This window comes from Pseudomonas sp. OA65 (genome assembly GCF_017498305.1).
GTDB classification, from domain to species: Bacteria; Pseudomonadota; Gammaproteobacteria; order Pseudomonadales; family Pseudomonadaceae; genus Aquipseudomonas; species Aquipseudomonas zanjanensis.
Genome location: NZ_JAGDEZ010000053.1, coordinates 1 through 21,936 on the forward strand (window position 1 = coordinate 1; position 21,936 = coordinate 21,936).

General features: G+C 62.2%; 19 protein-coding genes. 6 read left to right on the forward strand and 13 right to left on the reverse strand.

Annotated elements, in window-relative coordinates; genetic code table 11:
• Positions 1–85 precede the first annotated feature (85 nt).
• From acs to dksA, 11 genes are all read right to left on the reverse strand, one after another.
• Positions 86–2,023, reverse strand: coding sequence for an acetate--CoA ligase (acs, locus tag J3361_RS26635; protein WP_207967056.1), 1,938 nt, complete (start codon positions 2,021–2,023; stop codon positions 86–88).
• Positions 2,024–2,214: 191 nt separating this feature from the next.
• Positions 2,215–3,879 carry a glucose-6-phosphate isomerase gene (pgi, locus tag J3361_RS26640; RefSeq protein WP_207967057.1) on the reverse strand — a complete coding sequence of 555 codons (1,665 nt, stop codon included), beginning with the start codon at positions 3,877–3,879 and terminating at the stop codon, positions 2,215–2,217.
• Positions 3,880–4,256: 377 nt separating this feature from the next.
• Entirely contained in the window at positions 4,257–5,117 is an 861-nt protein-coding gene (gene panC, locus J3361_RS26645) for a pantoate--beta-alanine ligase (protein ID WP_207967058.1), read from the reverse strand.
• The gene (gene panB / locus J3361_RS26650; RefSeq protein ID WP_207967059.1) at positions 5,114–5,914 is read right to left on the reverse strand and encodes a 3-methyl-2-oxobutanoate hydroxymethyltransferase; all 801 of its coding nucleotides are present in this window, start codon (positions 5,912–5,914) and stop codon (positions 5,114–5,116) included. The genes panC and panB overlap by 4 nt, the downstream gene beginning before the upstream one ends.
• Positions 5,915–6,287: 373 nt before the next feature.
• A complete protein-coding gene (gene folK, locus J3361_RS26655; RefSeq protein ID WP_207967060.1) occupies positions 6,288–6,773 on the reverse strand; it encodes a 2-amino-4-hydroxy-6-hydroxymethyldihydropteridine diphosphokinase in 486 nt (161 codons plus the stop codon).
• Between the two features lie 3 nt (positions 6,774–6,776).
• The gene (locus tag J3361_RS26660; RefSeq protein ID WP_207967061.1) at positions 6,777–8,174 is read right to left on the reverse strand and encodes a polynucleotide adenylyltransferase PcnB; all 1,398 of its coding nucleotides are present in this window, start codon (positions 8,172–8,174) and stop codon (positions 6,777–6,779) included.
• A gap of 717 nt (positions 8,175–8,891) precedes the next feature.
• Positions 8,892–10,325, reverse strand: a complete 1,434-nt coding sequence (locus J3361_RS26665) for a sigma-54 dependent transcriptional regulator (RefSeq protein WP_207967062.1) — start codon at positions 10,323–10,325, stop codon at positions 8,892–8,894.
• Positions 10,326–10,347: 22 nt separating this feature from the next.
• A complete protein-coding gene (locus tag J3361_RS26670; RefSeq protein ID WP_186709097.1) occupies positions 10,348–13,302 on the reverse strand; it encodes a sensor histidine kinase in 2,955 nt (984 codons plus the stop codon).
• A complete protein-coding gene (locus J3361_RS26675) occupies positions 13,286–13,462 on the reverse strand; it encodes a hypothetical protein (protein WP_003176118.1) in 177 nt (58 codons plus the stop codon). Before J3361_RS26675 ends, J3361_RS26670 begins: the two co-directional genes overlap by 17 nt.
• Before the next feature lie 77 nt (positions 13,463–13,539).
• The gene (gluQRS, locus tag J3361_RS26680) at positions 13,540–14,421 is read right to left on the reverse strand and encodes a tRNA glutamyl-Q(34) synthetase GluQRS (RefSeq protein ID WP_207967063.1); all 882 of its coding nucleotides are present in this window, start codon (positions 14,419–14,421) and stop codon (positions 13,540–13,542) included.
• A 232-nt stretch (positions 14,422–14,653) separates the two neighbouring features.
• On the reverse strand, positions 14,654–15,094 hold the full coding sequence (gene dksA / locus J3361_RS26685; protein ID WP_207967064.1) for an RNA polymerase-binding protein DksA: 441 nt from the start codon (positions 15,092–15,094) through the stop codon (positions 14,654–14,656).
• A gap of 340 nt (positions 15,095–15,434) precedes the next feature.
• Between dksA and J3361_RS26690 the strand changes: the two genes are divergently transcribed.
• Positions 15,435–16,607 carry a pyridoxal phosphate-dependent aminotransferase gene (locus tag J3361_RS26690; RefSeq protein ID WP_207967065.1) on the forward strand — a complete coding sequence of 391 codons (1,173 nt, stop codon included), beginning with the start codon at positions 15,435–15,437 and terminating at the stop codon, positions 16,605–16,607.
• Positions 16,607–17,353 carry a DNA/RNA nuclease SfsA gene (gene sfsA, locus J3361_RS26695; protein ID WP_207967066.1) on the forward strand — a complete coding sequence of 249 codons (747 nt, stop codon included), beginning with the start codon at positions 16,607–16,609 and terminating at the stop codon, positions 17,351–17,353. The genes J3361_RS26690 and sfsA overlap by 1 nt, the downstream gene beginning before the upstream one ends.
• On the opposite strand, the gene J3361_RS26700 is transcribed toward sfsA, so the two are convergent.
• Positions 17,309–17,626 (reverse strand): Rieske (2Fe-2S) protein, encoded by a 318-nt coding sequence (locus tag J3361_RS26700; protein ID WP_207967067.1) that lies wholly within the window; start codon positions 17,624–17,626, stop codon positions 17,309–17,311. The two genes, sfsA and J3361_RS26700, sit on opposite strands and share 45 nt — an antisense overlap.
• Before the next feature lie 191 nt (positions 17,627–17,817).
• Between J3361_RS26700 and J3361_RS26705 the strand changes: the two genes are divergently transcribed.
• The 4 genes from J3361_RS26705 to J3361_RS26720 are packed head-to-tail and all read left to right on the forward strand — an operon-like array spanning position 17,818 to position 21,368.
• Positions 17,818–18,696 (forward strand): ABC transporter substrate-binding protein, encoded by an 879-nt coding sequence (locus J3361_RS26705; protein WP_207967068.1) that lies wholly within the window; start codon positions 17,818–17,820, stop codon positions 18,694–18,696.
• A gap of 50 nt (positions 18,697–18,746) precedes the next feature.
• Positions 18,747–19,730: an iron ABC transporter permease gene (locus tag J3361_RS26710; RefSeq protein ID WP_207967077.1), complete on the forward strand. Its 984-nt coding sequence runs from the start codon at positions 18,747–18,749 to the stop codon at positions 19,728–19,730.
• Complete coding sequence (locus J3361_RS26715; protein WP_207967069.1) at positions 19,730–20,497, forward strand: heme ABC transporter ATP-binding protein; 768 nt, start codon at positions 19,730–19,732, stop codon at positions 20,495–20,497. The genes J3361_RS26710 and J3361_RS26715 overlap by 1 nt, the downstream gene beginning before the upstream one ends.
• Before the next feature lie 22 nt (positions 20,498–20,519).
• Positions 20,520–21,368, forward strand: coding sequence for a ChaN family lipoprotein (locus tag J3361_RS26720; RefSeq protein WP_207967070.1), 849 nt, complete (start codon positions 20,520–20,522; stop codon positions 21,366–21,368).
• A gap of 219 nt (positions 21,369–21,587) precedes the next feature.
• Here J3361_RS26720 and J3361_RS26725 read toward each other — a convergent pair whose 3' ends face one another.
• Positions 21,588–21,860 (reverse strand): TfoX/Sxy family protein, encoded by a 273-nt coding sequence (locus J3361_RS26725; protein ID WP_003205623.1) that lies wholly within the window; start codon positions 21,858–21,860, stop codon positions 21,588–21,590.
• Positions 21,861–21,936 lie beyond the last annotated feature (76 nt).

Sequence of the window (21,936 nt, forward strand, 5' to 3'; positions counted from 1 at the left end):
GGAGTGCGCAGCACTCCCAAAATCATGGGGGCGCTTCGCACCCCAGCGGGAGCAAGCTCCCTCGCCACAGGGTCTTGTGTTTGGCCTAGCGATTCAGCCGTTTGTCGATCAACCCTTCCACCACGCTTGGATCGGCCAGGGTCGAAGTATCACCGAGGCTGTCGAGTTCGTTGCAGGCGATCTTGCGCAGGATGCGCCGCATGATCTTGCCCGAACGGGTCTTGGGCAACGCCGGCGCCCATTGGATCAGTTCCGGCTTGGCGAAGCTGCCGATTTCCTTGCTGACGTGGGCGAGCAATTCCTTCTTCAACTCTTCGTTGGCCTCCACACCGTTCATCGGCGTGACAAAGGCATAGATGCCCTGGCCCTTGAGGTCATGGGGGTAACCGACCACGGCGGCTTCGGCGATGCTGTCGTGCAGCACCAAGGCGCTTTCCACCTCGGCGGTGCCAATGCGATGCCCGGAGACGTTGATCACGTCATCGATGCGCCCGGTGATCCAGTAATCGCCGTCTTCGTCACGGCGCGCGCCGTCGCCAGTGAAGTAATAACCCGGGTAAGGCTTGAAGTAGGTGTCGACCATGCGTTGATGATCGCCGTAGACGCTGCGAATCTGCCCTGGCCAACTGGACTTGATGGCCAGCACGCCGCTGCCGGCGCCGTTGATTTCCTTGCCCACTTCATCCAGCAAGACCGGTTGCACGCCGAACATCGGCCGGGTGGCGCAGCCTGGCTTGAGCCGTGGGGTACTGACCAAGGGGCTGAGCATGATGCCGCCAGTTTCGGTCTGCCACCAGGTATCGACAATCGGGCAGCGCTGTTCGCCTACCACGTTGAAATACCATTCCCACGCCTCCGGGTTGATTGGCTCGCCGACGCTGCCGAGCAATCGCAGGCTTTTGCGGGACGTTTCCTGCAACGGTCCGGCCCCTTCGCGCATCAACGCGCGCAGGGCGGTCGGTGCGGTGTAGAAAATGTTGACCTGATGCTTGTCGATCACCTGCCAGAAGCGCGAGCTGCTCGGGTGGCTCGGCACGCCCTCGAAGATCAGCGTGGTGGCGCCGTTGGCCAGCGGGCCGTAGACGATGTAGCTATGACCGGTGACCCAGCCGACATCGGCGGTGCACCAGAACACTTCGTTGTCGCGGTAGTCGAGCACGTACTTGAACGTCATCGCCGCTTGCAGCAGATAGCCGCCGGTGGTGTGCAGCACACCCTTGGGTTTGCCGGTACTGCCGGAGGTGTAGAGGATGAACAACGGATCTTCGGCGTCCATCGGTTCGGGCGGGCAATCATCGCTGATGTCGTGCATGGCCTGGTGGTACCAGAGGTCACGACCTTCTACCCAGGCCACTTCGCCCTGGGTGCGCTCGACCACCAGCACGGTGCTGACGTTTGGGCAGCTTTCCAGCGCCTTGTCGACGTTGCGCTTGAGCGGTATGAAGCGCCCGCCGCGTACACCTTCGTCAGCGGTGATCACGGTGCGGCAATCGGCGTCGAGAATCCGGTCGCGCAGGGAGTCCGGCGAGAAGCCGCCGAACACCACCGAATGCACAGCGCCGATGCGGCTGCAGGCGAGCATGGCGTAGGCGGCCTCGGGGATCATCGGCATGTAGATGCAGACCCGATCGCCTTTCTTCACGCCACGGCTTTTCAGCACGTTGGCCAGGCGGCACACATGGTTGTGAAGTTTTTTGTAGGTGATTTCTGCCGATTCGGCAGGGTCGTCGCCTTCCCAGATGATCGCGATCTGGTCGCCCCGTGTGGCCAGGTGGCGGTCGATGCAATTGGCGCTGACGTTCAGCTGGCCGCCGGCGAACCAGGACGCGTCGCCGTTCTTGAGGTCATAGCGCTGGACGGTTTGCCAGGGCGTCATCCAGTCGAGAAAGCGCGTCGCTTGCTCGCCCCAGAAGGCACTGGGATGTTCAATGGATTCCTTGTAGAGCCGCTTGTACTCGTCCTGACTCAGTTGCGCAGCCCGGCGGACGGCATCGGCTTGGGGGTACTGGCTGATATCGAACATGACGGTTCCTTATTCTTGTTTTGCGACAAGATATAAAGATGCGCCCAGTGAATATTCAGTTCAAGTTGTTCATGGAGCCCGTGTGGGAGCGGGCTTGCTCGCGAAAGCGGTGTGTCAGACACATTAATGGCAACTGACACACCGTCTTCGCGAGCAAGCCCGCTCCCACAGGAGGAATGCAAACCCAGGGATCAGCCGCGATGACGCCCGCGGAAGTAGTTGATCAAGCCTTGGGTCGAGGCATCTTCGGCAGGGTTTTCTTCGCTGCCTACCAGGCGGTTGTAGACGCCCTTGCCCAGTTCCTTGCCCAGTTCCACGCCCCATTGGTCGAAGGCGTTGATGCCCCAGACCACGCTCTGCACGAACACTTTGTGTTCATACAGCGCCACCAGTGCGCCGAGGCGCCGTGGGCTGATGCGTTCGACGACCAGGGTGTTGCTTGGACGGTTGCCCGGAATCACCTTGTGGGAGGCCAGTTTCTGCACCTCTTCTTCGCTGGCGCCCTTGTCCCGCAACTCGGCTTCGGCTTCGGCGCGGGTCTTGCCCAGCATCAGCGCCTGGCTCTGGGACAGGCAGTTGGCGTACAGCCACTGGTGATGGTCGGCAACCGGGTTGAAGCTGACGATCGGCACGATGAAGTCGGCCGGGATCAACTGGGTGCCCTGGTGCAGCAACTGGTGGTAGGCGTGCTGACCGTTGCAGCCAACGCCGCCCCAGATGACCGGGCCTGTGTCGGTCGACACCGGGGTACCGTCCTGGCGCACGCTCTTGCCGTTGGATTCCATGTCCAACTGCTGCAAATGCTTGGTGATGTTACGCAGGTAGTGGTCGTACGGCAGGATCGCATGGCTCTGCGCGCCCCAGAAGTTGCCGTACCACACGCCCAGCAGCGCCAGCAGCACCGGCATGTTCTGCTCGAATGGGGCGCTCTGGAAATGCTGGTCCATGGAATAGGCGCCGGAGAGCAATTCCTTGAAGTTCGACATGCCGATGGCCAGGGCGATAGGCAGGCCGATGGCCGACCACAGCGAGTAGCGACCGCCGACCCAGTCCCACATCGGGAAGATGTTTTCTTCACGGATGCCGAAGGCGACGGCGGCGGCATTGTTGCTCGACACGGCGATGAAGTGGCGATACAGCTCCGCTTCGGAACCACCCTGGGCCAGGTACCAGGCGCGGGCGGCTTGAGCGTTCTTCAGGGTTTCGAGGGTGTTGAAGGATTTCGACGAAACGATGAACAGCGTGGTTTCGGCGCGCAGCTTCATGGTCAGTTCATGGAACTCACTGCCGTCGATGTTCGCCAGGTAGTGGCAGCGAACGCCTTTTTGCGCGTAGGACAGCAGCGCTTCGGACACCAGTTCCGGGCCGAGGAAGGAACCACCAATGCCGATGTTGACCACGTCGGTGATCGGCTTCTCGGTGTAGCCACGCCACAGACCGTCGTGAATGCGGCCCACCAGGTCGGTGATCTGGTTCAGCACTTTGTGCACGTCCGGCATCACGTTGACGCCGTTGACGAGCAACTTGTCGCCCACCGGCCGGCGCAGGGCGGTGTGCAGGGCGGGGCGTTTTTCCGAGGCGTTGACGATTTCGCCTTCGAACAGCGCCTTGATGGCGCCCTTCAGGTCGACCTCGTTGGCCAGGCCCACCAGCAGGTCGCGGGTCTGGGCGTTGATCAGGTTTTTCGAGTAGTCGAGAAACAGACCGCAGCTCGACAGGGTGAATTGTGTAAAACGCTGCGGATCGGCATTGAACGCTTCGCGCATGCTGAAATCCTGCATGGCTTTGCGGTGGTCATTCAGCGCTTGCCAGGCTGGCAGAGCGGTCACGTCATGAGGGGTTCGGTAATACGCCATCGCTGCGGGTTTCCTTTTTACTTGAACGACCTTTTGTACACGAAAAATTCCGGCGCGGCTCGAGGTGGGCGTCCGGACACTGCATCGACACGATCGCCGGACACAGGGCGACTACAGTAAACCTCGCGTTGCGATCTGTCTTGACTTTGTCTGACTGGTTCCCGGTACTTTTTTATACATCGAGGAGGGGAAGGGGCCGACAGACGGAAACGCGATGAGATCTTGCGGGCAAACTGAATGGCTGTGGGGGCGAACATTGTGGGAGCAAAGCTTGCTCGCGATGACGAGGTCACATTCAATACCTATGTTGACTGTCAGACCGCTATCGCGAGCAAGCTTTGCTCCCACGGGCCTCCTCCCGCGGGGTGTGCGTAGGTTTAGGCGGGGGTGTCGAGATCCAGGTGCAGATTGTCGATCAGGCGCGTGGTACCCAGGAAGGCTGCGACCAGGATCACCAGGTCGCGGTCCTCGCTCGACGCCGGGCGCAAGGTCTTGGCGTGACGGATTTCCAGGTAGTCGGGACGCAGGCCGGCGGCTTCGAGCTGCTTGAGCTGTTCACCGATCAGCGCCGGGAAGTCCCGCTGACCCTGCTTGATTGCCTCGGCGATCTGGTTCAGGGCGCGATAGACCACGGGCGCGACAGCGCGTTGCTCCGGGCTGAGGAAGCCATTGCGTGACGACAGTGCCAGGCCGTCTTCGGCGCGAACGGTCGGCTCGCCGATGATCTGGATCGGCATGTTCAGGTCATGGACCAGGGCGCGGATCACCGCCAGTTGCTGGAAATCTTTCTGGCCAAACACCGCCAGGTCAGGCTGGACCATGTTGAACAGTTTGCTGACCACCGTCGCCACTCCCTCGAAATGCCCGGGACGGCTGGCGCCGCACAAGCCTTCGGACAACTGTGGAACGCTGACTCGGGTTTGTCCGGTCATGCCGTCGGGGTACATTTCTTCGACGCTGGGGGCGAACAGCAAGTGGCAGCCGGCCTGGAGTAGTTTCTCCTGATCGGCCGCCAGGGTACGGGGGTATTTGTCCAAGTCTTCGCCGGCGCCGAATTGCAGGGGGTTGACGAAAATGCTCGCCACCACGAAGTCGGCCCGTTGCGCAGCCTTGGTGACCAGCGCCACGTGACCGCTGTGCAGGTTGCCCATGGTCGGCACGAAGGCGATGCGCTTGCCTTCGCCGCGGGCACGGGCCACGGCGGCCCGCAGTTCGCGTACGGTTTTAACGGTGTTCATGCGGAAAATCCGTGTTCGGCGCCCGGGAAGGTCGCGGCCTTGACTTCAGCGACGTAGGCACTCAAGGCGCCGTGGATAGAAGTTTGCCCCGCCATGAAGTTCTTCACGAACTTGGGCACACGACCGGTGATCGACAGCCCGAGCATGTCGTGCAGCACCAATACCTGGCCATCGGTGGCGCTGCCGGCGCCGATTCCTATTACCGGAATCTTCACCGCCTGGGTGATTTCTTCAGCCAGCTCGCTGGGCACGCATTCGAGCAGCAACATCGCCGCGCCCGCCTGCTCCAACGCAATCGCATCGGCGCGCATTTGCCGCGCCTGGTTCTCGTTGCGGCCTTGGACCTTGTAGCCGCCGAGGATATTTACCGCTTGCGGGGTCAGGCCCAGGTGCGCGCACACCGGGATGCCCCGCTCGGCCAGCAGCCGAATCGAATCGGCCAGCCACAACGCGCCTTCGATCTTGACCATGTGGGCACCAGCCTGCATCAGCATGGCGCTGTTGGTCATGGTTTGCTCGAGGGTGGCGTAGGCCATGAACGGCAGGTCGGCGAGGATCAGTGCATCGGTGTTACCGCGTTTGACGGCGGCCACATGGTAGGCCATCTCGGCGGTGGTCACCGGCAGCGTGCTGTCGTGACCTTGCAGCACCATGCCGAGGGAATCGCCCACCAGCAGCACTTCGACACCGGCCTCATTGCAGGCGTGGGCGAAGGTTGCGTCATAGCAGGTCAGCATGGTGATTTTTTCACCTTTTTGCTTGAGACCTTGCAGCGTGGTCAGGGTAATAGCTGGCATGAAAAAGTCCTCATTAGGCGCTCGAATACAGGCGCACCTTCTATGCGTGGTGCTTGTAAGGCCTGGATTACGCCCATTAGCGCCGCGTTGGCGGCGACGGGACGCCTATAGTCGTGAGGAGCACTCGGGAAGTCAATTGGATGTGTTACCGCCGGGTGTTACCGGGGTGACTGATGCGTTTCAGCTTGGGATGGGGTGTCAGTTGCTGATGATGTTGGACCTGCGGGCCTCTTCGCGAGCAAGCCCGCTCCCACATTGGATCTTCAGCGGACACAAACTTTGTGTACCACACAGATCTACTGTGGGAGCGGGCTTGCTCGCGAAGGCGATCTAACAGTCGACATCTTCAGGCCAGGGGCTCCCTTAGGCTGCATCAGTTCGGTGGCAGGCGTTCCAGGCCGACGAATGGGCACGCCGCGAGGAGATCCTTGAGCAGGCGCCCATCGGCCAGGCGCAGGTCGGCGGGCGCCAGTTCGGCCAACGGATACAGCACAAAGGCCCGGGCCTGCATATGGTAGTGAGGAACCTTGAGGCGAGGCTCGTCGATCAGGTGATCGCCGAACAGCAGGATGTCCAGGTCCAAGGTCCGCGGCCCCCAACGTTCGAGGCGTTCGCGGCCCTGTCCGGTTTCGATCGCTTGCAGCGCATCGAGCAGATCCAGCGGTGCCAGGCGGCTGTCCAGCGCTGTCACCGCGTTGGTGTAGCGCGGCTGGCCGGGTAGCAGGGAATCGCTTTGATAGAACGCTGAAACACCCGCGAGTTGGGTGTCAGGCAGTTGCGCCAGCGCCTGGACGGCACTGCGCAATTGTTCGGCGGGTTCGGCGAGGTTGCTGCCCATGCCAATGTAGATGCGTTCCATCGATTATTCGCCCGAAGCGCTCGGTTCACTGGCCCGTTTACGCTTGGCACCGCTGCTGCGACGACGCTTGCGTGGGCCGCTGGCGCCATCATCCTTGCCGCTGAGCTCGCGAATCATGTCGCGGCGCTCGCTGTCGTTGGCGTCCTGGTAATCGGTCCACCATTCGCCCAGGCCATCGGTCTGCTCGCCCGCGCTTTCACGCAGCAGCAGGAAGTCGTAGCCGGCACGGAAGCGCGGGTTGTCCAGCAGCAGGTCGGCACGTTTGCCGCTGCGCCGTGGCAGGCGCTCCTGCATGTCCCAGATCTCGCGGATCGGCATGGTGAAGCGTTTTGGAATGGCGATGCGCTGGCACTGTTCGGCGATCAGCTCGTGGGCGGCTTCCTGCATCGCCGGGATCGGCGGCATGCCACGGTCTTGCAGGCGCAGCACCCGGGCCGGCAGGGCAGGCCAGAGCAGGGCGGCGAACAGGAACGCCGGCGTCACCGGCTTGTTCTGCTTGATGCGCAGGTCGGTGTTGATCAGTGCTTCGCTGATCAAAGTGTGGGTATAGGTCGGATTGTGTTCCAGGGCTTCGGCGCTGGCGGGGAACAGCGGATCGAACAGTTGCAGGTCCACCAGCATCTCGAAAGTGTCTGCCGCGTTGCCCGACAGGAACAGCTTGAGCACTTCCTCGAACAGACGGGCCGAGGGGATTTCCCGCAGCATCGGTGCGAGTTCGCGAATTGGCAGGGCGCTGTGTTTTTCGATGCCGAAATCCAGTTTGGCGGCGAAACGCACGGCCCGCAGCATCCGCACCGGGTCTTCCTGGTAGCGTTGCTTGGGATCGCCGATCAGGCGGATCAGGCGATTGCGGATGTCGTGTACGCCGTTGGCGTAATCAAGGATGCGTTCGCTGACCGGATCGTAATACAGGGCATTGATGGTGAAGTCGCGGCGTTGCGCGTCTTCTTCCAGCGTGCCGTAGACGTTATCGCGCAGGATGCGCCCGCTCTCGTTGCGGGAAGACTGGTTGCTGTCTTCCTCTTCATCGCTTTGCGGGTGATTGGCGCGGAAGGTCGCCACTTCGATGATTTCACGGCCGAAGTGGATATGGACCAGCTTGAAGCGCCGGCCAATGATCCGGGCGTTACGAAACTCGGCCCGTATCTGTTCCGGCGTGGCGCTGGTGGCGACGTCGAAATCCTTGGGGGTGATGTTGAGCAGCATGTCGCGCACACAGCCACCGACCAGGTAAGCCTGGTAGCCGGCGTTCTGCAAACGTTCGACGATGTTCACCGCATAACGGCTGAACTGGGCCTTTTGCAGTGAATGCTGGCCGCTGTTGAGCACTTCAGGCGTGCTGCGAATGTGTTGCGTACGACGCAAGGGAGAACGGAATGACTGGAACAGCTTCTTCAGCATGGGATGCACTGTTTGAAGGAATGTTCGGCCAAAAACGAAGAATGACCGCATGATGGGCCGGGATTCTAGCATTTAGTCGAGGGATGGTGTAGGACGGAGGAGTTTTGAGCTGCAAGCTACAGGCGACAAGCGTGTAGGCAGCGGGGAAGGCGGAACGACAGAAACCACAAGGGGAGCCGAAGCTCCCCCAGAATTAGTTGCGTGCTCTGTTTTTATTATTGGTTTCGGGCTTCTTGTTTTTGTTGAGTGCCCGCGCCACGAGGTTTTCCCTTCGTGACCCTCCCAATCGGGAGCCAAGAGCAAACGGATTGCTTTGGTCGCTGTGTTGCAGTGATCAATCGATCCAACCAGTTCAGGCACCTGTCTTGAGACAGTTTTTATTGTTCTCGGCCTGGTTGTGGGGCAAGCCCCAAATACAACGCCTCTCCAAAAGAATCAGTTAGCTGCGCCTCTCGCCGTCTTGTTTTTATTGTGCGTGAGTCGATTCGTCTTATTTTTATTGTCTTTTGCATTGCTTGTTATTGTTCTTGTACCAAAGCTATAGCAGGGTGCGTGCCAACTTTTGCGAGACCCAGCGAAACCGGGGGTTCTAGGGATATAGCCATTTTTCCGAGGCGAAAAAAAGCCGGGGTTTCGTTACCGTAAACCCCGGCTTCTGTTACGTGAAAAAGACTGGGGTAACAGTTTTTTCACATTCAGCGGTGTTACCCCCACACCTCAGCTTTCGCTGGTCGCTCCGGTCTTGCGCCGTGGAATCCCCAGGCGCTGGCGACGTTCCCACAGGCACTTGCGGCTGACGCCCAGCTTGCGTGCCAGTTCGGTCTCGGTCATGTGGTCCTGGTGCTCCAGTACGAAGTGCTGGAAGTAGTCTTCCAGGGACAGGTCTTCGGTGGGTTCGTGGCTGGTGTTGTTGGCAGCACCGCCCTGTTGCGGGGCCAGACCGATGAATTCTTCGTCGTCCAGGTCACTAAGCTCGATGTCGATGCCCAGCAGGTCGGCGGAGATTTCCGGGCTCTCGCAGAGGATTACCGCCCGCTCGACCGCGTTTTCCAGCTCGCGAACGTTACCCGGCCAGGCGTAATGACGAATCGCCTGTTCGGCGTCCGGGGCGAACTTGAGGTCGGTGCGGTTGACCCGCGCGCTCTGGCGGGCCAAAAACGCCTGGGCAATTTCATTGACGTCCGCGCCACGCTCGCGCAGGGCCGGGAGCTTCAAGGCGATGACGTGCAAGCGGTAGTACAAGTCTTCACGGAACTGGCCGATTTTCGCCAGGCTCTTGAGGTCACGGTGGGTGGCCGCGATCAGGCGGACATCGACCTTTTGCGACTGCACCGAGCCGACCCGGCGGATTTCGCCTTCCTGGAGCACCCGCAGCAACCGCGCCTGGGCTTCGAGTGGCAGCTCGCCGATTTCATCGAGGAACAACGTGCCGCCGTCAGCCGCTTCCACCAGCCCGGCACGCCCGGCGCTGGCGCCGGTGAACGCGCCTTTCTCATGACCGAACAGTTCGGACTCGATCAGGCTTTCCGGAATCGCTGCGCAGTTCACCGATATCATCGGTGCCTTGGCCCGTCGCGACAGGTTGTGCAGGGCACGGGCCACCAGCTCCTTGCCGGTGCCGGACTCGCCCTGGATCAGGACATTGGAGTCGGTCGGCGCGACTTTGCGGATCTTGCCGTACAGGTCTTGCATGGGCGGGCAGGAGCCAATGATGCCGATTTCGCCATTACTGTTGCTGGCGCCGGCTTTCGCCGAGGCGCTGGCCTTGCCGACGGGTTCCGCAGGATTGCTGCTCGCCGTTTGCCGGTCCCGCAGGATGCGGGCCACGGCCTGGAGCATCTCGTCGTGGTCGAATGGTTTGGCGATGTAGTCCACCGCGCCCATTTTCATGGAGTCGACCGCCGAGCGCAGGCTGGCGTAGCTGGTCATGATCAGCACCGGCGTGCCCTGGCCGAGCTTGATCAGCTCGGTGCCCGGGGCGCCAGGCAGGCGCAGGTCGCTGACGATCAGGTCGAACGTGGGGATGCTGAAACGTTCTTGTGCTTCCTGCACTGAACCGGCTTCGCTGACCTGGTACTGGTTGCGTTCCAGCAGGCGGCGCAAGGCGGAGCGGATAATTGTTTCGTCTTCGACGATCAAAATGTGCGGCATTGATTCGATTCTCTCGACGGTCTCAGTTCACAGCGGACGTCGCTTCGACATGACGCGGCAAGGTTACCCGGATACGGGTGCCGCGTTGGCTCTGAACATCGGCCGGGCTGTCGATGGTGATTTGTCCATAATGCTCTTCAACGATGGAATAGACCAGTGCGAGGCCCAGACCGGTGCCTTCGCCAGGATCCTTGGTGGTGAAGAAAGGTTCGAACAATCGGTCCATGATGTTCTGTGGGATACCGCTGCCTTCGTCTTCGACGATCAGGTCGATCGTGTGTTCGAAAGCTTCGCTCTTGACCCGCACTGCGCTGCCGGCCGGTGAGGCGTCCCGCGCGTTGGATAGCAGGTTGATCAACACCTGGGCGAGTCGCTGGGGGTCGCCATCGACCCAGTGCTCCGGATCGCACAGGTTGAAGAATTGCACTTCGAAATTGCGCCGGTTGAGGGCCAGCAGACCAATGGCATCCTGGGCCACTTCGGCCAGGCAGACGGGCTCGTCATTGTGCTGGTGGCCGCCAGCATGGGCGAAGCTCATCAGCGACTGGACGATGCGCGACACGCGCTTGGTCTGTTCGAGGATCTGCCCGCTGATTTCCGTCAGTTCGCCGTCGTCCTCGCGCTCTTCGCGCAGGTTCTGCGCCAGGCAGGCGATACCGGTGATCGGGTTGCCGATTTCGTGGGCCACCCCGGCGGCCAGGCGGCCGATGCTTGCCAGCCGTTCGGAGTGGACCAGCTTGTCTTCGAGCATTTGGGTGTCGGTCAGGTCTTCCACCAGCAGCACCAGGCCACTGTTACCCGGCGCCAACGGTTCGTCGATGGCCGCTTTGTGCAGGTTCAGCCAGCGGGTCTGGCCGTCGAGGGCCAGGTGCTGTTTGTGCAAGTGCTCATCCGGCAGGTCGATGAACCCTTGCAACAAGCCTTTCCACGGCTCGCCCAGTGTGCTCAGGCGCGAGCCGACCACGCGCTGGGCGGCGATTCCGGTGAGCTCTTCCATGGCCTTGTTCCACATCAGGATTTCCTGGTCCTTGGCCAGGGAGCACACGCCCATCGGCAGTTCCTGCAGGGTCTGGCGGTGGTAGCGGCGCAAGGCGTCCAGTTCGGCGGCCAGGCCGGTGAGGCGCGAGTGGTAATCCTCGAGGCGGCTTTCGATGAAGTGGATGTCTTCGGTGACATAGTTCTCGCCGCCAGCCTTGTAGGGCAGGAACGTCTCGACCATGTCCTGGGCCACGCTGGGGCCCATCAGGCCGGACAGGTTGGCCTCGATCCGGTCCCGCAGGCGACGCAAGGCGTATGGGCGGCGTTCATCGAAAGGCAAGTAGAGGTCGCGCAGGGCCTGTTCGACTTCCTTTTGCGCGGCCTTGGCACCCAAGGGCTTGGCCAGTTGCGTGGCGAACTCCTGGGGTGAGGCGGCGTGCAACTCGCGGCGCTGCGGGCGACGCACGTTGTCCACCGCACAGGCCTCGGCGGCGCTGGCTTCTTCGCTGCTGGCGTTGGTGAACAGCGAGATCAGGGTGAACATCAGCACGTTCGCCGCCAGGGAAGCGATGGCCGCCATGTGCCAACTGGTGTCGTCGAGCACGTAGATCATGTTCAACAGCGGAATATAGAAACCCTGCAGGTTGCCCATCAGCGGCAGCAGCATCGCCACCAGCCACACCAGGATTCCTGCCAGCAGGCCGGCGATGAAGCCGCGGCGGTTGGCGGTCGGCCAATACAGCACCGACAGCACGCCGGGCAGGAACTGCAAGGTGGCGACGAAGGCGACGATGCCCAGGTTGGCCAGGTCCTGCCCGTCACCGAGCATCAGGTAGAACCCGTAGCCGGCCATGATGATCGCGACGATCAGCGCCCGTCGGGTCCACTTCAACCAGCGATAGATGTTGCCTTCGGCTGGCGGCTGGTAGAGCGGCAGCACCAGGTGGTTGAGGGCCATGCCCGACAAAGCCAGCGTGGTGACGATGATCAGGCCGCTGGCCGCCGACAGGCCACCGACGTAGGCCAATAATGCCAGGGCCTTGCTGTTGGCGGCGATGCCGATGCCGAGGGTGAAGTATTCCGGGTTGGTGCTGGCGCCCAGCTTCAGGCCGGCCCAGAGGATCAGCGGCACCGCCAGGCTCATCAACAGCAGGAACAACGGCAGGCCCCAACTGGCGCTCACCAGCGAGCGCGGGTTGAGGTTTTCGGTAAAGGTCATGTGGTACATGTGCGGCATCACGATCGCCGAGGCGAAGAACACCAGCAACAGCGTGCGCCACGGGCCTTCCTGCAAAGGCGTGTGCAGGGCGGCGAGGGCGGTCTGGTTCTGCAGCAGCCAGAGCTCAAGCTGCTGCGGGCCATCGAACACGCCGTACAAGGCATAGAGGCCGACGCCGCCGATGGCGATCAGCTTGATCACCGACTCGAAGGCGATCGCGAACACCAGGCCTTCGTGTTTTTCCCGCGTGGCGATGTGCCGGGAACCGAAGAAAATCGTGAACAGAATGATCAGCGCACAGAAGCTCAACGCCACTCGGTGCTGTACTGGCTCGCGGGTCAGGATGCTGATGGAATCGGCCACGGCCTGGATTTGCAGGGCCAGCAGCGGCAACACGCCGACCAGCATGAAGATCGTGGTCAGCGCGCCGGCCCAAGTGCTGCGAAAGCGAAAGGCGAACAGGTCGGCCAGTGACGACAGTTGGTAGGTGCGGGTGATTTTCAGGATCGGGTAGAGCAACACTGGCGCCAGCAGGAACGCCCCTGACACCCCAAGGTAACTGGACAGGAAACCATAGCCGTATTGGTAGGCCAGCCCGACCGTGCCATAGAACGCCCACGCGCTGGCATAGACACCCAGCGACAGGGTGTAGGTCAGCGGGTGGCGGATGATCGCCCGGGGGATCATGCCTCGTTCGCTGATCCAGGCTACGCCGAACAGCACCGCCAGGTAGGCGGCGCTGATCAGGATCATCTGGGTCAGGCTAAAGCTCATCGGCATCTTTTTGGCTCTGCAGGATGAAGGTCACGACAATCAGGATCAGCCAGAGCAGATACGGCCGATACCAGGCACCCGTGGCATCGATCCACCAGTCCATGATGGCCGGGGAGAACAGGTAAATCCCCACTACCAGGAGCAGGACCAAGCGATAGATATACATCCCGGCCTCTCTAATTTATGCGCGTGCCCGAAAACGTGCGGCGATGGTAACGGATGGGCGCCAAGCTGCAAGGGCCGTCAACGTATTTGCGCTTCGGGCAGGCTCAGTGTGCGCGGGATCTTGCCCGCGTCCCAGTGGCGAATGCCCCAGGCCAGCAGCTCCCGTGGGCTGGCATCGACCAGTTCGAGGCCCGGTTGCTGGCCCAGCGCGCGCAATGCCCGCAACAGCAGCGGCGTGGCCTGGTCGGCCGCCAGCGGCGGTGAACGGTAGGATTTGCCGAGCTTGTGCCCGTCGGGCTGGGTGATCAACGGTACGTGGAGGTACCGCGGTTGTGGCAACCCGAGCAGTTCTTGCAGGTAGAGCTGGCGCGGCGTGGAGTCCAGCAGGTCGGCGCCGCGCACGATATCGGTGACCCCTTGCCAGGCGTCGTCCAGGACCACGGCCAGTTGATAAGCGTAGAGCCCGTCGCGACGGCGGATCACGAAGTCACCGACCTCACGGCCCAGGTGCTGGCGGAACTCGCCCTGGACCCGGTCGGTGAAGTGGTATTCCAGCTCGGGGACGCGCAGGCGGATGGCGGCGTCCTCGGTGCCGTGCCCGGCATTGCGGCACAGTCCCGGATAAATACCCTGGTAGGCCTCCAGTTGTTTGCGCGAACAGGTGCAGGCATAGGCCAACCCCTGGCTGAACAGCCGGTGGATGACTTGATCGTAGGCGTCATGGCGTTCGCTCTGGCGAGCCATCTCGCCGTCCCATTCGAACCCGTAGCTTTCCAATGCCTTGAGAATCGCCGCTTGCGCGCCTGGCTCTTCCCGGGGTGGGTCGAGATCTTCCATGCGCAGCAACCAGCGACCGCCCACGGCCCGGGCGTCCAGGTACGAAGCCAATGCGGCGACCAGCGAACCGAAATGCAGATGGCCGCTGGGGGTGGGGGCGAAGCGTCCGATGTAGGCAGTCATAGGGCGAATGTTACTGGGTCCGGGCAGGAGGAAAGCAATCTCGACAACAAAGCATATCCCCTGTGGGAGCGAGCCTGCTCGCGATAGCGGTGCATCTGTCACATCAAGGCTGGCTGACCCACCGCTATCGCGAGCAGGCTCGCTCCCACAGGGGGTTTATCAGCCTTGGAGAGAACTTCGGAAACAAAAAACGGAGCGTATGAACGCTCCGTTTCGGTAACAGCCCCAGCAATTACTTGCCGACCTGTTTTTCCTTGATTTCCGCCAGGGTCTTGCAGTCGATGCATAGATCGGCGGTCGGTCGGGCTTCCAGACGGCGAAGGCCGATCTCGATGCCGCAGGACTCGCACCAACCGTATTCTTCGTCTTCGATCAGTTGCAGGGTCTTGTCAATTTTCTTGATGAGCTTGCGCTCACGGTCACGGGCGCGTAGCTCGAGGCTGAACTCTTCTTCCTGGCTGGCACGGTCGGCCGGATCGGGGAAGTTGGCCGCTTCGTCTTTCATGTGATCCACGGTGCGGTCGACTTCCTGCATCAAGTCCTGTTTCCACTTGTTCAGGATCTTGGTGAAGTGCGCGCGCATGGGAGCGCCCATGTACTCTTCGCCGGGTTGCGGGTGGTAAGGCTCAAACCCGCTGATGGTGTTTGGTTGTTGCTTTGCTTGGGTGGGCATGAATGGACCGCCTCTACTCTTGTAATCCACTACGCAGGATTGCTCCATCACCGACACCTGCCGGCCCTGCGGCTGCAAGCGGGCGAACTTACCAGATCAAATCGGGCCGCGCTACTCCCGGTTGTCGAGCCTGCGGCGGCCGGGGCCTGTAAAACGTGGCGGGGTTCGCTTCGGTGAGGATGTAAACCTGCTCAATGCTTGATTCTAGTCAAGCCTGGGCCAATCGCGGGAGTCATTTCCTGCAATCCGAGGGCTCTGACCGCTTTGGGTTCGTGCTCGTTCCCGCAGGGCTTCCCGAGTTGAGTAGAATCGGTTCTTTTCCCCCCCTGAAGGAAGGCCAATGGCTCAGCCCTACAGCGCGCGCAGCCGCGCCATCGAACCTTTCCATGTGATGGCGCTGTTGGCCCGCGCCAACGAACTGCAAGCCGCCGGGCATGACGTCATTCACTTGGAGATCGGCGAGCCGGACTTCACCACCGCCGAGCCGATCATCCAGGCCGGCCAGGCCGCGCTGGCGGCGGGCAAGACCCGTTACACCGCGGCCCGGGGCATCCCTGAGCTGCGCGAGGCCATCGCGGGTTTCTATGGGCAGCGCTACGGCGTCGACATCGACCCTCGACGCATCATGATCACGCCGGGCGGCTCCGGCGCGCTGCTGCTGGCCAGTGCCTTGTTGGTAGACCCGGGCAAGCATTGGCTGTTGGCCGACCCCGGCTATCCCTGTAACCGTCATTTCCTGCGCCTGGTGGAAGGCGCCGCGCAATTGGTGCCGGTGGGGCCGGATGTGCGTTACCAACTGACGCCGGACCTGGTGAACCGTCATTGGGACCAGGACAGCGTCGGTGCGTTGGTGGCCTCGCCGGCCAACCCGACCGGGACGATTCTGGCCCGGGACGAGCTGGCGGGGCTGTCCAAGGCCATCAAGGCCCACAACGGCCATCTGGTGGTGGATGAGATCTATCACGGTTTGACTTATGGCACCGATGCCGCCAGCGTGCTGGAAGTCGATGATGACGCCTTTGTCCTCAATAGTTTTTCCAAGTATTTCGGCATGACCGGTTGGCGGCTCGGCTGGTTGGTGGCCCCTTCGGCGGCCATCGGCGAGCTGGAAAAGCTTGCGCAGAACCTCTACATCAGTGCGCCGAGCATGGCCCAGTATGCCGCCCTGGCCTGTTTCGAGCCCGCCACGATCGAAATCTTCGAACAGCGGCGGGCCGAGTTCGCGTTGCGCCGCGACTTTCTGCTGCCGGCCTTGCGAGGAATGGGCTTCGGTATCGCGGTGGTGCCGCAAGGGGCGTTTTACCTCTATGCCGACATCAGCGCGTTCGGCGGCGATGCCTTTGCGTTCTGCCAGCACTTCCTGGAAACCGAACACGTGGCCTTCACGCCGGGTCTGGACTTCGGACGCCACCAGGCCGGCCACCATGTGCGTTTCGCCTATACACAGAGCCTGCCGCGGTTACAGGAAGCGGTGGAGCGAATCGGGCGCGGACTGCGGAGTTGGCAAGGCTGATGCGTTTTTCTCCTGCACTGGAAGAGGGGCGTCTGATTCGACGTTACAAGCGGTTTCTCGCTGATATCGAGACCGTTCACGGCGAACTTCTGACTATTCACTGCCCCAACACTGGCTCGATGCTCAATTGCATGGCCGAAGGCGCGCGCGTCTGGTTCAGTCGCTCCAGCGATCCCAAGCGCAAGTTGCCCGGCACTTGGGAAATCGGCGAAACCCCTCAGGGACGGCTCGCCTGCATCAATACCGCACGGGCCAATGCCTTGGTCGAAGAAGCCTTGCGCGCAGGCGTCATCAGCGAACTGAACGGGTTTACCGGGCTCAAGCGTGAAGTGGCCTATGGCGTGGAAAACAGCCGCATCGATTTTCGCCTGGACTATGAACAGGGCTCTGCCTGGGTCGAAGTCAAAAGTGTCACGCTGGGGTTCGATGGCACCCACGTGGCGGCGTTTCCCGATGCGGTGACCCTGCGTGGGGCCAAGCACTTGAGAGAACTGGCCTGCCTGGCCCGGCAAGGCGTGCGGGCGGTGCAGTTGTATTGCGTGAACTTGAGTGGCATCGAGGCCGTGCGTCCGGCCCATGAAATCGACCCGGTGTACGCCGCAGCCCTGCGTGAGGCGGTGGCGGCGGGTGTGGAGGTGTTGGCCTATGGGGTGACGCTGACGCCCCAGCAGATGTGGGTGGACCGTGCGTTGCCGGTGTTGCTAGAGCTTGACCCAGATGCCTTGCTCATCCTCCCGGCTGTCTAGCGCCGCCAGGAACTGACCGGCGCAGGGGCCGGCCACGCATTCACCACTTTCGATCAGGAACAGCGCGCCGTGAGTGGCGCACTGGATCAGGCTGGCGCTGGGGTCGAGGAACTGGTCGGGTTGCCATTCCAGCGGCACGCCACGGTGCGGGCAGCGATTGAGATAGGCATATACCCGGCCGGCGCGCCGCACGGCCAGGAGCTTGCGGCCGTCGAGGTCGAAACCGCGGCTGCCGTTGTCGGGCAATTGGGCGGCGGTACAAAGAAACTTCATGGGTATCTCTATCTTTGTGTTGAAAAGTCCCCTGTGGGAGCGAGCCTGCTCGCTCCCACAGAGGTTGATGCAAGATGTCTACGCTTGACGGTCAAATGAAAACAATTATCAAATGGCGCCTCCTTCGCAGGTGGCTGAGGATACTTGGCCCTACCCGGTCCTGTGAAAAACTTCTTCGAGGAAGCTGCCCGATGCGCCTGAACATCCGCGTTGTTGCGCTCTGTGTCGCACTGTTGGTCAACCAGGGGATCAGCGCCGCTGAGTCGCCGCAACGTTGGGTCAGCGCGGGCGGCGCCTTGTCGGAGTGGATCAGTGCGCTGGGCGGTGAATCGAAACTGGTGGGGGTGGACACCACCAGCCAGCATCCTGAGTCGTTGCGGGCCCTGCCCAGCATTGGCTATCAGCGACAATTGTCCGCCGAGGGCGTATTGAGCCTGCGTCCGCAGATCCTGGTAGGCACCGAGGAGATGGGGCCACCCCCGGTGTTGGCGCAGATCCGCAGCGCCGGCGTACAGGTCGAGTTGTTCTCGGCCACGCCGGACCTGCCCACCCTGCGGGGCAATCTACAACACCTGGGGCAATTGCTGGGCGCGGAGGCCGAGGCGGCGCAACTGTTCGATCGTTATCAGAAACAGCTCACCCAGCAACACACCCGTGTAGTCGAGGCCCAGCGCAAGCAAAAGGTACCCGGCGTATTGCTGTTGGTGGGCAGTTCCGGTGGCAAGCCACTGGTTGCTGGCAAGGGCACTTCCGCCGACTGGCTGTTGCAGCAGGCCGGTGGTCACAACCTCGCGACCCACAGCGGCTACAAGTCTTTTTCCGTGGAAAGCCTGGCCGGCCTGAATCCTGACGTGCTGGTCTTCGCCGATCGTGCATTGAGCGGTGAAGAGGCGCGAGCGGCGTTGTTCAGGGAAAACCCGATGCTGTCCTCGACCCAGGCCGCCAGGGACGGACGCGTCATGGAGCTCGACCCGACGCTGTTGGTGGGCGGGTTGGGGCCGCGTCTACCGCAAGGCCTGGTGAAACTGACGGCCGGTTTCTATCCGGCTGAGTCGGCCACGGCGCCATGACCGCATTGGTCAAGCCACGCACCTTATTTATCGGCCTGGGTGTGCTGTGTCTGCTGGCGACCTGGTTGTCCCTGGCCTTGGGGCCGGTGAGCCTGCCGCTGCTGGACACTTTGCGCGCGGCCTTGCGCCTGTTGGGTTTACCAGTGGCCGCCGATGGCCTGGAGCAGGCCGAATTGATTCTCGGCCAGATCCGTTTGCCACGCACACTGCTGGGCTTGGCGGTGGGCGGGGTGTTGGCGCTGTCTGGCGTGGCAATGCAGGGGCTGTTCCGTAACCCGCTGGCTGACCCGGGACTGGTGGGCGTGTCCAGCGGCGCGGCACTCGGGGCCGCGTTCGCCATTGTCGCTGGCTCGGCACTGGGTGGGTTGCCGGAAGCCTTCGGCCCCTACGTGTTGTCGTTGTGTGCGTTCCTCGGCGGGCTCGGCGTGACGGCGCTGGTCTATCGTCTCGGTCGACGCAATGGCCAGACCCATGTCGCGACCATGCTCCTGGCCGGCATTGCCTTGACCGCGCTGTCCGGTTCCGCCGTCGGCCTGTTCACTTACCTGGCGGACGACGCGACCCTGCGCACCCTGACGTTCTGGAACCTGGGCAGTCTCAACGGCGCCAGCTACGCGAGGCTGTGGCCGCTGTTGTTGGTCAGCGCCGGCGTCGCGCTCTGGTTGCCTCGCCGGGCCCGGGAACTCAATGCGCTGTTGCTGGGCGAGTCCGAGGCCGTCCACTTGGGAGTCAACGTCGAAGCCCTCAAGCGGGAACTGGTGTTTTGTACGGCGCTGGGGGTCGGCGCGGCGGTGGCGGCGGCGGGCATGATTGGCTTCGTCGGGCTGGTGGTGCCGCATTTGGTGCGCCTGGTGGCCGGTCCCGACCACCGGGTGTTGCTGCCCGCTTCAGTGCTGGCGGGCGCAAGCCTGTTGTTGCTCGCCGACCTGGTGGCGCGCTTGGCGCTGGCCCCGGCGGAATTGCCGATCGGCATCGTCACGGCCTTCATCGGTGCGCCGTTCTTTCTTTATCTATTGTTACGAGGGCGCGCCTGATGTTGCGAGCGCAGAGCCTGCACATTCAGCGAGGGCGCAAAACCGTGCTGACGGACATCGATCTGCTGCTCAGCCCCGGCGAAATGCTGGGTGTGCTCGGGCCCAATGGTGCGGGTAAAAGCACCTTGTTGGCGGGCCTGTGTGGCGAATTGCGCCCGAGCCAGGGGCAGGTCTGGCTCGATGACCGGCCGCTGGCCCACTGGCCGGGTGCCGAACGTGCCCGTCGGCTGGCGGTCTTGCCGCAGTCCTCGACGCTGGATTTTGCTTTCCGTGTCGAGGAAGTCGTCGGCATGGGGCGTTTGCCCCACCAGAGTGGCCGGCTGCGTGACGCGCAAATCGTCACCGCGGCGCTGCAAGCGGCGGACGCTGCGCATCTGCACGGTCGCAGCTACTTGGCGTTATCCGGTGGCGAACGCCAGCGGGTGCATCTGGCGCGGGTGTTGGCGCAGTTGTGGCCGGGTGAAGCGGGGCAAACCCTGTTGCTGGACGAGCCAACTTCGATGCTCGATCCGTTGCACCAGCACACCATCCTCCAGGCCGTGCGTGAGTTCGCCAGTCGCGGCGCTGCCGTGCTGGTAATCCTGCATGACCTGAACCTGGCGGCGCGTTACTGTGATCGCCTGTTGCTGCTCGCGTCCGGTCGACCGGTGGCCCTGGACACGCCCCGGCAGGTGCTGCGCCCGGAACCGCTCAAGGCGGTGTTCGGCCTGGACGTGCTGGTGCAAGACCATCCGGAGCGCGGGCATCCGTTGATCATTGCCCGCTGAGGGCGCCCTGGAGGATACGGACATGCGCCTGCTCCTGATTCTGGCATTGAGTGTGCTGACGGCGTGCCAGAGCATTGCACCGCCCCCGCTTGGCGGACGGATTCGTGACTTGCACAACGGTCAGGCCGTGACGCCCCAGGCGTTGGTCGAACGCCTGGCAAAGGCGCCCCGAGTAGTAGTGGGTGAGCGGCACGACAATCCTGATCACCACGCGCTGCAGCTGTGGCTACTCCAATCCTTGGCCGGGCAGCGGGCCCAGGGCAGCCTGTTGCTGGAAATGCTCACCCCCGCGCAACAGCCACGGGTTGATTCGGTCCGCCAGTTGCCCGCCTTGCCCAAGGATCTGCCCGGCGCGCTGGCCTGGTCCCCCGGCTGGGATTGGAATCTTTATGGGCCCATCGTCGAGTTTGCCCTGGCGCAACATTATCCATTGCTGGCCGCCAATCTGGACGCCGCTGAGATCCAGCGCTTCTATCGGCAAGCGCCCGGCTTGGTGGGCACTCGCTCCAATGCCGTCACGGTGAAGGACGCGTTGTTGGAACAGATTCGTGAATCCCACTGCGGTTTGCTGCCAGCGTCGCAAATGCCGCCAATGCTGGCCGTACAGCAACAACGTGACCGGCGCATGGCCGAACGCCTGCTGCAAGCGCCGACACCGGCATTGTTGTTCGCTGGCGCCTGGCATGGGCGAAAAGATGTCGGTATACCGCTGCATGCGCTGGATCTTGGCGCCAGCGAGGCACCGGTCGTCCTGATGCTGGCTGAGGAGGGCAGTGAAGTAACGTCGGCCATGGCCGATTACGTGTGGTACACCCCGGCCATGCCGCCACAGGATTATTGCGCGCAAATGCGTGAACACATCAGTCGATAAAATTGCAGGCAAAAAAAGACCCGGCAAGAGCCGGGTCAAATAACCGTGATTAGCCTGATGAGGAGATATCTGAGAGTCCGAACCAAGGGCTGTTCAAATATCGACCAGTCTCGCGACCGGATGTGGTAATCATAGCGATTCTCATTACCATGTCAAACATTGTTTTGCGATTCGTCGAAATAACTCGCGGCCAGGGTTCGCGCAGAGAACGAAGGGGCGTCAGGCTTTATGGCGCGTCGAAATAGCGTCCAGCTGTTTATTCAGGGCTTCCTTGCGTTCAGCGGGGATGTCATTCCAATGCACATCCATCAGCGCCCCCTCGATGGCGTACAGCAACACCTTGGACGCCCGGAAGCCGCGAGTGCGCACGGCGCGATAGGCGTCCACGGCCCCGAGCCGGCGTAGATCGGAAGCGCTGTGGATACCCACGGCGTGTAGCCACTGGGCCGATGTCTTGCCCAGATTCTTCAGGTGCTGCAGTTCATCATTCATCGAGCCTCCTTGCGACGGCCGAATGGTGCGGTGGGCAAGCTTCTGAGCAGTGTAGCGGTCAGTAGGAAAAACGTGA